The sequence below is a fragment of the Paenibacillus solisilvae genome, assembly GCF_042656405.1.
Classification (GTDB): domain Bacteria; phylum Bacillota; class Bacilli; order Paenibacillales; family Paenibacillaceae; genus Paenibacillus_Z; species Paenibacillus_Z solisilvae.
Map to the genome: position 1 here is coordinate 1 of NZ_JBHSOW010000108.1, position 13,430 is coordinate 13,430.

General features: G+C 47.0%; 14 protein-coding genes. 4 read left to right on the forward strand and 10 right to left on the reverse strand.

Going from position 1 to position 13,430, the window contains the following annotated elements:
- Positions 1–413: 413 nt before the first annotated feature.
- Complete coding sequence (locus ACFPYJ_RS28270; RefSeq protein WP_379191595.1) at positions 414–764, forward strand: LytTR family transcriptional regulator DNA-binding domain-containing protein; 351 nt, start codon at positions 414–416, stop codon at positions 762–764.
- A 211-nt stretch (positions 765–975) separates the two neighbouring features.
- Here the strand turns inward: ACFPYJ_RS28270 and ACFPYJ_RS28275 are convergent, their stop codons facing one another.
- Entirely contained in the window at positions 976–1,419 is a 444-nt protein-coding gene (locus ACFPYJ_RS28275; RefSeq protein WP_379191596.1) for a MarR family winged helix-turn-helix transcriptional regulator, read from the reverse strand.
- A 178-nt stretch (positions 1,420–1,597) separates the two neighbouring features.
- Here ACFPYJ_RS28275 and ACFPYJ_RS28280 point away from each other — a divergent pair, with 178 nt between their 5' ends.
- Positions 1,598–2,140 carry a GNAT family N-acetyltransferase gene (locus tag ACFPYJ_RS28280; RefSeq protein ID WP_379191597.1) on the forward strand — a complete coding sequence of 181 codons (543 nt, stop codon included), beginning with the start codon at positions 1,598–1,600 and terminating at the stop codon, positions 2,138–2,140.
- A gap of 49 nt (positions 2,141–2,189) precedes the next feature.
- Here ACFPYJ_RS28280 and ACFPYJ_RS28285 read toward each other — a convergent pair whose 3' ends face one another.
- From ACFPYJ_RS28285 to ACFPYJ_RS28310, 6 genes are all read right to left on the reverse strand, one after another.
- Positions 2,190–3,125, reverse strand: a complete 936-nt coding sequence (locus tag ACFPYJ_RS28285) for an urease accessory protein UreD (protein ID WP_379191598.1) — start codon at positions 3,123–3,125, stop codon at positions 2,190–2,192.
- The gene (ureG, locus tag ACFPYJ_RS28290; protein ID WP_379191599.1) at positions 3,031–3,831 is read right to left on the reverse strand and encodes an urease accessory protein UreG; all 801 of its coding nucleotides are present in this window, start codon (positions 3,829–3,831) and stop codon (positions 3,031–3,033) included. The genes ACFPYJ_RS28285 and ureG overlap by 95 nt, the downstream gene beginning before the upstream one ends.
- Before the next feature lie 107 nt (positions 3,832–3,938).
- Positions 3,939–4,658, reverse strand: coding sequence for an urease accessory protein UreF (locus ACFPYJ_RS28295; protein ID WP_379191600.1), 720 nt, complete (start codon positions 4,656–4,658; stop codon positions 3,939–3,941).
- 18 nt (positions 4,659–4,676) lie between these two features.
- On the reverse strand, positions 4,677–6,395 hold the full coding sequence (ureC, locus tag ACFPYJ_RS28300; protein WP_379191601.1) for an urease subunit alpha: 1,719 nt from the start codon (positions 6,393–6,395) through the stop codon (positions 4,677–4,679).
- Positions 6,392–6,760 carry an urease subunit beta gene (locus ACFPYJ_RS28305; protein WP_379191602.1) on the reverse strand — a complete coding sequence of 123 codons (369 nt, stop codon included), beginning with the start codon at positions 6,758–6,760 and terminating at the stop codon, positions 6,392–6,394. Before ACFPYJ_RS28305 ends, ureC begins: the two co-directional genes overlap by 4 nt.
- 84 nt (positions 6,761–6,844) lie before the next feature.
- Complete coding sequence (locus tag ACFPYJ_RS28310; protein WP_379191604.1) at positions 6,845–7,150, reverse strand: urease subunit gamma; 306 nt, start codon at positions 7,148–7,150, stop codon at positions 6,845–6,847.
- A gap of 283 nt (positions 7,151–7,433) precedes the next feature.
- Between ACFPYJ_RS28310 and ilvD the strand changes: the two genes are divergently transcribed.
- Positions 7,434–9,119 carry a dihydroxy-acid dehydratase gene (ilvD, locus tag ACFPYJ_RS28315; protein WP_379191605.1) on the forward strand — a complete coding sequence of 562 codons (1,686 nt, stop codon included), beginning with the start codon at positions 7,434–7,436 and terminating at the stop codon, positions 9,117–9,119.
- Positions 9,120–9,271: 152 nt separating this feature from the next.
- Here the strand turns inward: ilvD and ACFPYJ_RS28320 are convergent, their stop codons facing one another.
- From ACFPYJ_RS28320 to ACFPYJ_RS28330, 3 genes are all read right to left on the reverse strand, one after another.
- Positions 9,272–10,132, reverse strand: a complete 861-nt coding sequence (locus ACFPYJ_RS28320; protein ID WP_379191606.1) for an anti-sigma factor domain-containing protein — start codon at positions 10,130–10,132, stop codon at positions 9,272–9,274.
- Positions 10,129–10,545 carry an RNA polymerase sigma factor gene (locus ACFPYJ_RS28325; protein WP_379191607.1) on the reverse strand — a complete coding sequence of 139 codons (417 nt, stop codon included), beginning with the start codon at positions 10,543–10,545 and terminating at the stop codon, positions 10,129–10,131. The genes ACFPYJ_RS28320 and ACFPYJ_RS28325 overlap by 4 nt, the downstream gene beginning before the upstream one ends.
- 83 nt (positions 10,546–10,628) lie before the next feature.
- On the reverse strand, positions 10,629–12,044 hold the full coding sequence (locus ACFPYJ_RS28330; RefSeq protein ID WP_379191609.1) for a polysaccharide deacetylase family protein: 1,416 nt from the start codon (positions 12,042–12,044) through the stop codon (positions 10,629–10,631).
- A gap of 197 nt (positions 12,045–12,241) precedes the next feature.
- Here ACFPYJ_RS28330 and ACFPYJ_RS28335 point away from each other — a divergent pair, with 197 nt between their 5' ends.
- On the forward strand, positions 12,242–13,357 hold the full coding sequence (locus ACFPYJ_RS28335; RefSeq protein WP_379191610.1) for an AI-2E family transporter: 1,116 nt from the start codon (positions 12,242–12,244) through the stop codon (positions 13,355–13,357).
- The last annotated feature ends 73 nt before the right edge of the window (positions 13,358–13,430 follow it).

Below are 13,430 nucleotides of genomic sequence, written 5' to 3' on the forward strand. Positions count from 1 at the left end.
AAGCTTTGCTAGCTTTTTAAAACCTTTATGACAGGTCACTCATGTTCAGTTTTCAAGGAACAAATATTTCTCGGTTTCACAACCGGATTTATAATATAACATATTACTTCACTACAATGCAACTGTTAATTTCTTACTCAGTCATCATTGTCCGTCGCTTCTTGCGGCGGATTTATAATATATCATCCTGATATCAATAAATCAACTGTTAAAATAATACATTATTTAACGTTCCTGAATGGCTGTGAACCTTCCGATTGCATAATGCACTTGGCTGCTGAGGATATTAACTTGAATTGGGACAAGCATCAAAATTATTCCTAACAAAATCCTTCTAGCCCTGTTTTCAACCGTCAAATTATGTGCTAGAATGAAAGCGCTAACAACATCATTTTATTGAGGGGGATCACTACATGATGAATGTTGCATCCGAAAATTCAAGAAACTTGTATGAAAGCTTTGAGGTTGAGAAGGATATCTATTACTTCAAAGTTGGAACACTTGGGCTTGTTAGTTTCCACGGTAGAAACTATAACATTAAAAAGGTTATATCTGCCGACGAGTTGAATAAGTACATTACAAGCGGTCAATTCGTCAGAGTTAGCGGCAGCTGTTATGTCAATACCGGGAAGATCGTTTCATTGACAGGCGGCATGATTCTTTTTGATCAAAAGGGATCGGACACTAAACAAGTTCCAGTATCCAAATGGAGACAGCACCATATCAAGAATCTGTTGTCCGCACGCAAGCCCATCGCCATGTAGACAGCAATAGAGAAAGCCTTGTTTCGACTGATGATTAGATCATCCGAAACAAGGCTTTTTGTATTGGCTATGAACACTTCATGTTTAAGTGGAATTTACGCTAGTATGGCCCGATTATCTCCAGTTCCCCGAAAGAGGCTTGAGCCTGCAGCAGAATCCGACGGAATCCCTCCGAGATAACAACCGTAAGCAGCTCCTAAATACGTAACCCCTACTCCTTCACCGCATCCATGTTGGCAATTACTTTATTGAATAGACGCGTTAGTTCACGGACCTCTTCTTGCGAGAGTCCCGTAAACATCATTTCCATAATTGCAGTTCTTCTTTCCTTCAGACGCTCAACAAGCTGCGTACCCTGATCAGTTAGAACGAGATATACAACACGCCGGTCGTCCACGTCACGCTCACGCTCAAGGTACTGAAGGTCGATCAGTTTATCGGCTATTCCAGTAATGGCGCCGGCTGTGATTTGCAGCTTATCCGCGATTGCTGAAGCTTTCTGCGGCCCTTCCTCAAATAACCTTACCAGAATACGAGCTTGCATAGCGTTAATTCTCAGATCATTTTCTCTAGCCCATTCTGCGTCCATACGGCGCTTCATGAGTGTAAATGTATGTTCGAGTTGAAGAATATCTTCTTGACGCTGCTTGTCCATCGCTCAGTTCTCCTTTTAAAGCATTCTCAATATATTTACTTTAAGACATAATATTTTACTTGTAAAGGATTTTCGATTCTAATTAGCTGTCTGTTTCAGGTATGGATTCCATATTTACCCTATGCAGGTTACTTCACAATCCTTATAATGAATAAAAATGATTTCAGAGGTAATGATTGTGCAGCTTTCATTTGAAACGGAACGTTTAATTCTTCGTCCATTTAATCACACTGATGCTTCTGAAGTACAGCTATTAGCCGGAAATATTGAGGTTGCTAAAACAACGCTGTCTCTTCCACACCCTTATCCGGACGGGTCGGCAGAGGTTTGGATCGATTTTCGGCGGGATGCTGCACGGCAAGGTCACGGCTATACATTCGCAATTACGAATAAAGAATCGAAGCTTCTCCTTGGCTCGATTAGCTTGAATATCACCTCTGAACATAAAAGGGCAGAGCTGGGTTATTGGCTTGGTGTTCCTTATTGGAGAAAAGGCTATACGACTGAAGCCGCGGCCCGGATTATACAGTTCGGGTTTGAGGAACTTAAGCTGAACAAAATATTCGCAGCTGCGCTGACCCGAAATCCCGCTTCATCTAAAGTCATGATCAAAATCGGAATGAAGCATGAGGGCCTGCTTCGGCAGCATGTGCTCAAATGGGGCCAGCCGGAGGATGTTACTTATTATGGCTTAACTAGAGATGACTATGATCGTTTATGAATGATAAACAAACAGGATGCCGCAGCCGATAACTGCAGCATCCTGTTTGTTATTTGCCAAGTCGCAACGGCTCCATCCCAAGCAGGGATAATCGAAGCGCCTGCCAAGCGCAGCGTAAAACCTCCTGCAGGGACCAGGCAGCTGTTCCAGCTGCCATTACCGCAAGTCCATGTTTATGCGTAACGGATATACTCGTGAGTACTGGATGCCCTTCCCGCGTGGAGAAGTTGTCCAAAGCGGTTCGCACAGACTCGATGTGCTTATTAGTAATTCGGTCTGAGAAAGCGTAGAAAACGCCTGTATGTGTCATTTTATCAAAGCAGCCTGGAGCTGACAGATGCTGAGTTTCAGGAAGTATGAATTGATTTTGCGCGAAAATAAGCTGCCCCTCATAGTTCACTTTCAAACGGTTCCTGTACGCCCGATATACAAATTGTTCCCCTCGCAGGGTGCGTCCCGGGCACAGCACCTCCGCTTGCATCCAAACGGAGCCACTGGCCAACTCGACTTCTGTATCATTGATGAAAACAGCATCCTTAAATAACATAATCGGTTCAGGCATGGACTCTACAATTGCACCCGGCGCTAACTGAAATGTCTGAGAAAGCGACGCTCCTCTCGACAGCTCCAAGCACGGATGAACTTTAGTAAACGACTGGTTGGTAACATACAAATGAGCATCAGCACCCAATCTCCAATCCAGCTCATACCGGTCCCCTGCCAATAAACCCGGCGATACATCCATCACAATAACACCGACGGGACCGTTCAACGGAAAGGCCTTCGCAATTTTGATCGGGGCAGTATGATACTTAGAGGCAAGTAATGTCTGCCCATTCTTATTCACGAAGGACGCCCGAAGATTCGATACACGCGCCGCCGGTATTTGGTTAAGCTTGGTGAGTGTGTGCAGCGCCATGCTCATGCTGGTGTTCATGGGTGTGGTTATGGTCGTGACGATGATCATCCGCGTGATTGTGATCATGTGAATGATGAGCTGCCGATTGAGTTTCATGAGAGTGAGCGAGATTGTTTACATGAGCAAGCTCATGCTCCAGCCAACCGACGATTCGGTCTACATTCACTCCGCCGAATAAGTTGGAAAATACATATGGACGCTGCCCGCGCATCCGTTTAGTGTCCTCTTCCATCACTTCCAGACTTGCGCCTACATATGGAGCCAGATCGATTTTGTTTACAATCAGCAGATCTGACCGCATGATTCCCGGCCCGCCTTTACGCGGAATCTTCTCCCCCTGCGCTACATCTATAATGTAGATAAAACGATCCACCAATTCGGGACTGAAAGCAGCTGCCAAATTATCGCCGCCGCTTTCGATGAAAATCAGATCCAAACCTTCAAAACGGGCAGTCAGCTCATCCACTGCCTCGAAATTCATTGAAGCATCCTCGCGTATCGCAGTGTGCGGGCAGCCGCCTGTCTCCACTCCAATAATCCGTTCCTCAGGCAAAACCCCGGTTGCGGCTAAAATACGGGCATCTTCTTTGGTATAAATGTCATTCGTAATAACAGCTACACTGTATTTATCCTTAAGCGCCGCTGCCAGCCTCTCAACGAGAGCTGTTTTACCCGATCCTACGGGACCGCCAATCCCAATGCGTATTGGACGTGATTTATCAATAGACGGCTTTTCCCATTCCTTATGATCATGCCCTTGTCCTTGACACATAGTGGGTATACCTCCTGTGAGTTATTTGTGATATTTCATTCTACATTTCCAGCATAGAGCATAATCAATTCAAAAGCATAAAATCGTTCGTTCTAGAGTGCTACCGGCTACGACATAAATAATCTTGAATACAGTGTCTCATGCCTGATCATCGCTATTTCTGCCATTGGCATGTTGGAATATGCGTCCTCCGGCTCGAGCTCTGAGGCAGCTAACCATGCCTTAGACGCAAGAGGTGCCAGCCTGGCTATAATCGACTGACCTTCTGTTTGGCCAATGGACATGAGACGAAGCGCGCTGTTAATACAAGTAACGATGCATGCATACAAATAGCCCTCAGCTGCTTGATTTAACGGAATTCCGAATCGATAACAGGCAAATCCATGCACGAGCGGATGTGTTGCAAAAGAACTGCCGTTTCGAAGCGCATTCGTGAGCGGCGTCCAATCCGTCTCGGGATAAATGCTGCCAAGCAGCTGCAGAAGCCTTCGTCCCATTTTCTCCACGCCAACACGAGTCTCAACTGCTGTCCGCTGGACATGCACCAGCTTTTCCACAGCCCAAAGACGATCCCAATCGGCAGCCGCTGCATCACGGTAAACGGCTTTGATGACCATCGCGTCCGCAGTTGACCAGCTTTGTGCCAGCATGGCTGATGCATAAGCCTCAAGCTCATTGCTTGTACGGATTCGTTCCTCTTGTACCAGCGTTTCCAGACCAAAGGAGTGGGAGAATCCTCCGATTGGAATAGCTGAATCAAGCAGCTGTTGAAGCGCTAACCAAGGAAGTACAGCTGCGCCTTCCGATTCGAAGGGGGTTTCACCCATCCTGCCACCTCATTTTCATTAAAACAGAAAATAGCGCTGCGCCATCGGCAGAACCTCTGAGGGCTCGCAAGTTGCAGGAACACCATCCACTTTTACTTCATAAGTCTCTGGATCAACAGATATGGCTGGCGTAGCATCGTTATGAATCATATCTTTCTTCGTTATTTGACGGCAGCCCTTGATTGGCTCAACCCGCTTGGACAATCCAAGCTCAGCTGCAATCCCGCGGTCATAAGCAGCCTGCGAAACGAATGTGATGGAGCTGTTTGAGTTCGCTTTGCCAAACGCGCCAAACATTAACCTCCCAAAAACCGGCTGCGGAGTTGGAATCGATGCGTTAGGGTCTCCCATTTGCGCAAAGGCGATCGTACCGCCTTTAATAACCAGATCCGGTTTAACTCCGAAGAACATAGGACTCCATAGGACAAGGTCAGCGAACTTACCTGGCTCAATCGAACCAACCAAATGAGAGATACCATGCGTAATCGCAGGGTTTATCGTATATTTGGCTATATACCTTTTAATCCGGAAATTATCTGCCTCGGCTGCCGTGTCCGGCGCAAGCGGTCCACGTTGACGCTTCATTTTGTCCGCAGTCTGCCAGGTCCTGATAATAACCTCACCAACACGGCCCATCGCCTGGGAGTCTGAGCTGATCATGCTGAATACGCCCATATCGTGTAAAATGTCCTCCGCTGCAATGGTTTCCGGACGAATCCGCGAATCGGCAAAAGCAACATCCTCCGGGATACTGCTGTCCAAGTGATGACAGACCATCAGCATATCTAAATGTTCTTCAATGGTATTAATGGTGAACGGCCTGGTTGGGTTTGTTGACGACGGCAGAACGTTAAGCTCACCTGCAGCCCTTATAATATCCGGCGCATGGCCGCCGCCCGCTCCTTCCGTATGATACGTGTGAATGGTACGGCCTTTAAAAGCAGCTAAGGTGTCTTCCAGAAACCCCGCTTCATTTAGAGTATCCGTATGAATAGCCACCTGAACGTCATACTGGTCCGCTACTTCTAAGCAAATATCAATAGCTGCAGGTGTCGTTCCCCAATCCTCATGCAGCTTGAGCCCGATCGCCCCTGCTTCAACCTGCTCGATAAGCGGCCCTGTAAATGAAGAATTCCCTTTTCCTGTGAAACCGAGATTCATCGGAAAAGCTTCCGCAGCCTCCAGCATGCGCCGCATATGCCATGCACCCGGAGTACAGGTTGTGGCATTGGTCCCGGTAGCCGGCCCAGTGCCGCCCCCAATCATTGTCGTCACGCCTGAGGATAATGCAGTCTCGATTTGCTGCGGGCAAATGTAATGAATGTGCGTATCAATTCCGCCCGCCGTTACAATTTTACCTTCTCCGGCAATGACCTCCGTGCTCGCGCCAACGATCATGTTAGGCATAACCCCATCCATAATATCCGGGTTACCCGCTTTGCCGATGCCGACAATTACCCCGTCACGGATACCGATATCCGCTTTAACGATCCCCCAGTGATCGATAATAATCGCATTGGTGATCAGTGTATCGAGAACGCCATCGCTTCGAAGCGCACCGCTGGATTGGCCCATTCCATCACGAATGACTTTGCCGCCTCCGAATTTACACTCATCCCCATACACGGTAAAATCCTTCTCGATTTCAGCCCACAATTCCGTGTCAGCTAATCGAACAGCGTCACCTGTCGTTGGGCCGAACATTTGGGCATAGCTGCTGCGATCCATGCGACTCATCCGAATGCCCCCTTCCAAGTTTCCAGCCGCTTGCGTACCTCCTCAGGCATTTTTCCATGCAAAGCAGGCCCGTTCGTAATCGCGTTCAATCCAAAGGAACGCTTATGACCTCCTAGTTCTACCAGCTGAACGGGCTTCTCCTCACCAGGTTCAAAGCGAACGGCAGTGCCTGCAGGGATATCGAGCCTCATGCCAAACGCAGCCTCACGATCAAACTGCAGTCCGCGGTTCACTTCAAAGAAATGATAATGAGATCCGACCTGTACCGGCCTGTCACCCGTATTTACAATAATAAGTTCAATCGTCGCACGTCCGGCATTCAACTCAATTTCGCCGGCAGCAGTACGGTATTGCCCAGGAATCATGGGACCACCCTTTCTAAAAGCATTGCGGTGAAAACGACTTTGGAAGCATAAGTTTTGTTTTGCAGAAGCAATACTCAACAATAACTAATGGGAAATTGGATGATGGACGGTGACGAGCTTCGTGCCATCCGGGAACGTTGCCTCTACTTGTACTTCATGAACCATTTCAGGAATTCCAATCATCACTTTGTCCCTGGTCAGGATACGGGTGCCATACTCCATTAGCTGAGCAACGGTCATTCCGTCACGCGCACCTTCCATAATCTCGGAGGTAATAAGCGCAATGCTCTCCGGGTAGTTTAATTTCACGCCACGATTAAGTCTTCTTCGCGCCAAATCAGCGGCTATTGTAATAAGCAGCTTCTCTTTTTCCCTTTCTGTCAACTGCATCATGTCACCTCTTCTTTAGCGTTATTAGTGTTATTATACAGAGCGCCGACTATGAAGTAAATAAACCCCTGTTAGATTTAATGACATTAACAAATATTCATGATAGTTTTGTTAACATCCTAAATTTGCACGCCTTTCAAAGACTAACCAAATCATTGATTATCAGCTATTTGCCTAGTAATCCCTCTGTCGTTTCCGCCTAAATCGGGGTCATATTCGCTAGCCTTTATATGTCTATTGTGATAGACTCAAATGTATTGAACTTACTTTGGGAGGGACCTACATGGCGTCAAATAGAATGCGTTCTGACATGATTAAAAAAGGATTCGACCGCGCTCCGCACCGCAGCTTGCTGCGTGCTGCAGGTGTAAAGGAAGAGGATTTCAACAAACCATTTATCGCTGTTTGTAATTCCTATATTGATATCATTCCCGGTCACATGCATCTGCAAGAATTCGGAAAGCTTGTTAAAGAAGCTATTCGTGAAGCAGGCGGCGTACCGTTTGAATTTAATACGATCGGCGTAGACGATGGAATTGCAATGGGTCATATCGGGATGCGTTATTCGCTTGCAAGCCGCGAAATCATTGCAGACTCCGTTGAAACAGTTGTAAATGCTCACTGGTTTGACGGCATGGTTTGTATTCCGAACTGCGACAAAATCACACCAGGCATGATCATGGGCGCTCTTCGCGTCAATATCCCAACCATGCTGGTCAGCGGCGGACCGATGAAAGCAGGAAAAACATCCGATGGCCGTCCGATCTCCTTATCCAGCGTATTTGAAGGCGTCGGCGCTTTCCAAGCTGGTAAAATCGACGAAGCAAGCCTGACTGAGCTTGAACAATACGGCTGTCCAACCTGCGGTTCATGTTCCGGTATGTTTACAGCTAATTCCATGAACTGTCTGGCTGAAGGCCTTGGCCTTGCACTCCCAGGAAACGGTACAATTCTTGCCGTATCTCCAGAACGTAAAGAATTCGTTAAGCAAGCAGCTCGTCAATTGATGAAGCTGATTGAACTTGATCTTAAACCGCGTGATATCGTAACGAAAGATTCGATCGACAATGCTTTCGCACTCGATATGGCAATGGGCGGATCAACGAACACCGTTCTTCATACACTGGCTATTGCACATGAAGCCGGTATTGAATATCCGATCTCCCGTATTAACGAAATCGCAGCTCGCGTACCTCATCTTGCAAAAATCGCTCCAGCTTCCGACCATCATATTGAAGATGTTCACAATGCCGGCGGTGTTAGTGCGATTCTCAACGAGTTGTTCAAAAAAGAAGGCGCTCTGCATGGCGAGGTGCTTACGGTTACAGGCAAAACACTCCGTGAGAATGCAGCCGGTCATGAAATTACGGATCATGAAGTTCTCCACCCTATTGATAACCCTCATAGTGAGCGCGGCGGGCTAGCGGTTCTATTTGGAAACCTTGCTCCAGAAGGTGCGATCATTAAAGTTGGCGCGGTAGATAAATCCGTGAACGGCTACCACAAAGGTCCGGCAATCTGCTTTGACTCCCAGGACGAAGCGTTGGCAGGCATTGCTAACGGCAAAGTCAAAGAAGGACATGTTGTCGTTATCCGCTATGAAGGACCGAAAGGCGGACCAGGAATGCCGGAAATGCTTGCTCCAACTTCACAAATCGTTGGTATGGGACTTGGCGCTAAAGTCGGTCTGGTTACTGACGGCCGTTTCTCCGGTGCTTCACGCGGTATCAGCATCGGTCACGTATCTCCAGAAGCAGCAGAGGGCGGTCCTATCGCTTTTGTTGAAGATGGCGATCTGATCGAGCTTGATCTCGATAACCGTGAAATGAACCTGCTGATCAGCGATGAAGAATTCGCGCAGCGTAAAGCCAACTGGAAAGGGTTCGAGCCTAAAATTAAAAAAGGTTACCTTGCCCGTTACTCTCACCTTGTAACAAACGCCAGCACTGGCGGCGTTATGAAGATTTAATTTATTCGATTGCAGACTATTTTATACATGCTTCCCTGCATAGGTTCAATTGGCTCCCTGCCAGTTGGACATGCAGGGCTTTTTTATGTCCATAATAAAAAGCTGGAGAGCAATGCAGCATGCTCACCAGCTTCTTTACCAATCTGACTCTTCTATGTTCCTGGATTGCTGCTTCCATCGCTTGCGGTGGATGAGACAAAATCAGCCGCAAGTACCACGCTGCCTCTCGGCTCCTGTCCATACGCATCCGGCTCTTGCGTAATAGCGATGGAATCGTAATCACCAGGAGTGAAGGTATAGTACAGAGCTCCCGACCCGTCTTGCGAAATAAATGTTCCCGCATTCACCGGCTTACCGCTCTTCAGCAACCAAACCTGAAATGCTTCTTCTTTTTTGAGGGCGGGCAGCTTCTCCGTCTGTACAATTAAATGCATGCCCTTATCATCAATGACGATGGTCGCAAGCCCTTGTGCAACAATATCCTTGGCCTTGGGACTGAGCTGCACGACATTATTGATCCGAAGGGCAGTTACGGGATTGCCTTTGACAGCAAGGTCGTGCTGAAGCTTCGTCACTTCAGTCAGCAGCGAATTTTTCTCCATGTTCAATCCATTGTTCTTGAGCGCGAGCATTCCTGTCATAACAAGGAATATAACTGATGCTGCACCTAATGCGAAGGCGGATTTGTTGCGTTTAACCGGTTTGAATATATCTTCATGCTGACGGGTTTCTTGATTGCTGGCCGCTACACCAGTCAATTGATTTGAGCTTAAGTGCGGATCTTCCGATTGCAAAACATGCTTCAGGATCCGGGATTTCATCCCCACAGGCGGCGCAGTGTCTTCAACTGCAAGAGGTATTGCATCCACGATATCTTTCAGTTCAGCTAAGTATTCCTGACATGGATGACAATGCTCCAAATGCACTTCAAACAACTCGCGTTCATGATTATTCATACCGCCAAGTACATACATAGCAGCTTCATCACAAAAATGTTTTGCGCTTGCTGTCATAGCCTCGCCCCCTCCTTCCACATATGATCAAACCAGGTCCGCAAATGCTTTAAAGCCAGCCTTACACGGCTCTTTACTGTTCCAAGCGGAATTTGCTGTCGATCCGCAATCTCCTGCTGCGTATATCCCATATAATAAATCCACTCCAGCACCTGTCTCTGGTCTGTCTGGAGCTCATTAATTGCTTCTTTAAGCTGTTGTCCCAATATCTTATGTTCCATGACTGCTTCTGTCGAAAGCGAATCACATACGCGATCCCAGGCTTCGTTCTCCATAGCTTCAAGAGGCTGTCTTCCTTGTTTGGCAAATGCGAACATCGGCCGTTCATACCGGTCATACATTTGCTCAAGCGCTTCCGGATCGCGCATGGCGATTCTCTCCAGCAAGGATTCGTCGGATAATGATTCCCCCATTTATACGTCCTTCTCCCCATGATTTCATTTTCTACAATATCATACCTGTTTCTGAAAAGTAGGCCAACCATATAAAAAAACCGCTAAGGAGTAAACTCCCTTGCGGCAGTGGCATTATCAAAAACCGGTTGAGTGACGTTGCTGCGGCTTACTTGATTCAAGTTCTTATCAAAAGCTTCCGCTGCCGTCCAATGACGCTTCACGACATTGTCTGATCCATAACGCCGCCAGAACTCCTCCATAGACATCGCGATGATCCGTGGCGAAAGTTTGGAACCCTGCTCTTTAACACGCTGCTTCCCTGACGGATGAAGGACGCGAAGCAGCAGTTTTAAATATATCCGGGTCATCTTATCATACAAGCCCGGGGGCAGTTCCAGGATACTAAATCCGAATTGCTCCGCGCCCTTATTAATCATTGAAATTCCATATAATCCGCGGGCATGCTCGAATTTCTTATGAGAGGCTATTTGAGCCGCCAGCTTCGGCATCGCCCGCTCCACCTCACGGATCAGCTTGATGGCAACATGCATCATAGAACGTGATTCTGTCATCAACTTAAACAGCTTCTTATTGTCGAAATGAAGTTCAATGATATTATCCTTGTCTTCTATTCTCCGTCCATCTGAAAGCTCCAGCGATTTACCTCTGTATGGAACGACACGTAGATGAAAGATGGAATCCAGACCGGCGGATTGAAGCCGAAAAAGCACATGGAAAAGCCGTTCCCAGCCCATCCAGCAAGAAATAAGCAACCGTTTCATAAATCCTAGCGACCGCTGAAGCGATTTATTACGATCCGTTATCTGAATCATCTCTGTAATATGTACAAATCTGATTCCCCGGCGTTTCCCTTCAGCCAAGAAAGGCTCAAGCGCTCCCAGCATATTAGCTGGCGCATCCTGGTCTGCTCCAAGTGTCGAACCGCAGTCATGCAGCAGCAGCACCTCACCTGGACGAAGCTTTTTCATGAGACGTTTCTGAAGCCGCTCAACACCTAATCGTTTACGCCAATCACCGAACAATGTCGACCATAGAATAATTTGCAAATAGCCCAGATTTGAGAAATCAAACAGATTGACGATCCCCCAAGGAGGTCTGTAATAAGCTGCTCTCACATCTGTGGCTTGCTTAATAATTTCGGAAGTGCGATGAATTTGCCGTCTTACGGTTCCTGGGCGCATAAACCAATTTGATTTATGCAAATAATTGTGGATTCCGATAACATGGCCTTCAGCATGCATTCTTTGAAGAAGCTCCGGGTGTCGTTCCGCGTGTATCCCAACAACGAAGAAAGTTGCTTTTGCATCATAACGCTTCAATAAATCAAGCAGGAGCGGTGTATATACCGGATCCGGTCCGTCATCGAAGGTAAGTGCAATTTCATTATCTGCACGCCCCCGTTTAAAAACTCGAAAACCGAACGTTCGGCTTATAAGACCTGGAAGAAAAGCGTAAAAAGTTAAAATATAAAAGCCCCAAAGAAAAAAATTCTCCATGTTGTTTCCACCACCCCAGTTTCGTTCCCCTTATTCCAAGCGGAAGGCGGAGCACCTATGATGCCTCCCTATATTGTAACATAACGCAATTGAATACGGCTATGATTGTTACGGCTGCAAGAAAGGTTAGGAAACGCGGGTAATATATAGTACAATCTTGGTAATAGTATGATTCATACGAGCAAAGGAGCCAGAAGATGCTTTCCTTTTATCGAAAATATTGGCGTACCGCATTCGACATTGCGCTTATCGTCTTAACCGTGTACTTGATTTTGTTTGCCTTCAGCTATTTGTATCGAATTGCCACCCCCATTTTTCTATCCTTTATTATCTTCATGTTCATCGAGCCGCCGGCCAAATGGATGAACCGTCTGGGCATGCGAAAGTCAATCGCCTCAGGAATTTCAGTACTGCTCTTCACGATGGTCATCGTCGGAGCATTTGTCGGTGCCGGTTACATTATGACCACGCAGATCACCGGCCTTGCCGAGAAGCTGCCCCATTATCAACAAATATTGACCGAGCAGTTCCAGAAAAATTCCCTGTTCATCAGCCAAAAATTGAAGCTCTTGCCCGATGATGTGGTCAACAAAGCTTATGAGGTCGTCGGATACATAACCAATTGGGGCCAGCAAATCGCTACTGCCTTCTTGTTGTCGCTTGGCGGGTATTTAAAATCCTTCTCGACGTTTATCTTTAACTTCGCGATTGGAATTATACTGGCTTACTTTCTCAGCTTGGAGATCAAGGATTGGAAGCAGACCGCTGCGGAAAAGACACCTAAAACCTTCAAGAAAGCTTTTTTCTTCCTGAAGGATAATGTGTTCTCAGGAATCGGCGCCTATCTGAAAGCACAAGGTAAGCTCATTTCCATCACCTTCTGCGTTATATTCGTCTCCCTGCTGCTGCTTCGTGTTGACAATGCGTTCACCGTGTCCTTGTTATCTGCCGTATTCGATGTATTGCCTCTTCTGGGAGTAGGTACCGTGTTTATTCCATGGATTATCTACTTGTTCATTGTGGGGCATACTTCACTTGCAATCTGGCTCACCATACTGTTCCTGGCGGTCGTACTGACCAGACAAATTCTTGAACCGAAAATCACCGGCGACACGCTCGGCGTATCAGCGTTCACGATGCTTGCGTTCATGATTGTATCCTTATCCCTCTTCGGGGTTGCCGGCGTGATTTTGTCTCCTATTCTGATGATTCTGATCAAGGCGCTGTATGATCAACGTTACTTTCACCGCTGGATTCGTCCTCCTAAGGGAGAATTTGATCAAAAACCGGAGCCTCCTCAGCCGCTTTCTTAATCAAAGGGGCTGTCCCAAAAGTCATCGAAGATGACCGAGGGATTGCCCCTTGGTATTTTTAAACCAAAAAGAA

Excerpts from the sequence above, each read along its gene's own strand:
- ACFPYJ_RS28320 (WP_379191606.1), bottom strand. The coding sequence starts at position 10,132 with ATGACAGCAAGCGCAAAACATTTTTGTGATGAAGCTGCTATGTATGTA.
- ilvD (WP_379191605.1), top strand. The coding sequence starts at position 7,434 with ATGGCGTCAAATAGAATGCGTTCTGACATGATTAAAAAAGGATTCGAC.
- ACFPYJ_RS28305 (WP_379191602.1), bottom strand. The coding sequence starts at position 6,760 with ATGATTCCTGGGCAATACCGTACTGCTGCCGGCGAAATTGAGTTGAAT.
- ACFPYJ_RS28275 (WP_379191596.1), bottom strand. The coding sequence starts at position 1,419 with ATGGACAAGCAGCGTCAAGAAGATATTCTTCAACTCGAACATACATTT.
- ureC (WP_379191601.1), bottom strand. The coding sequence starts at position 6,395 with ATGAGTCGCATGGATCGCAGCAGCTATGCCCAAATGTTCGGCCCAACG.
- ACFPYJ_RS28285 (WP_379191598.1), bottom strand. The coding sequence starts at position 3,125 with ATGATCACAATCACGCGGATGATCATCGTCACGACCATAACCACACCC.
- ACFPYJ_RS28325 (WP_379191607.1), bottom strand. The coding sequence starts at position 10,545 with ATGGGGGAATCATTATCCGACGAATCCTTGCTGGAGAGAATCGCCATG.
- ACFPYJ_RS28270 (WP_379191595.1), top strand. The coding sequence starts at position 414 with ATGATGAATGTTGCATCCGAAAATTCAAGAAACTTGTATGAAAGCTTT.
- ACFPYJ_RS28335 (WP_379191610.1), top strand. The coding sequence starts at position 12,242 with ATGCTTTCCTTTTATCGAAAATATTGGCGTACCGCATTCGACATTGCG.
- ACFPYJ_RS28310 (WP_379191604.1), bottom strand. The coding sequence starts at position 7,150 with ATGCAGTTGACAGAAAGGGAAAAAGAGAAGCTGCTTATTACAATAGCC.
- ureG (WP_379191599.1), bottom strand. The coding sequence starts at position 3,831 with ATGTGTCAAGGACAAGGGCATGATCATAAGGAATGGGAAAAGCCGTCT.
- ACFPYJ_RS28295 (WP_379191600.1), bottom strand. The coding sequence starts at position 4,658 with ATGGGTGAAACCCCCTTCGAATCGGAAGGCGCAGCTGTACTTCCTTGG.
- ACFPYJ_RS28330 (WP_379191609.1), bottom strand. The coding sequence starts at position 12,044 with ATGGAGAATTTTTTTCTTTGGGGCTTTTATATTTTAACTTTTTACGCT.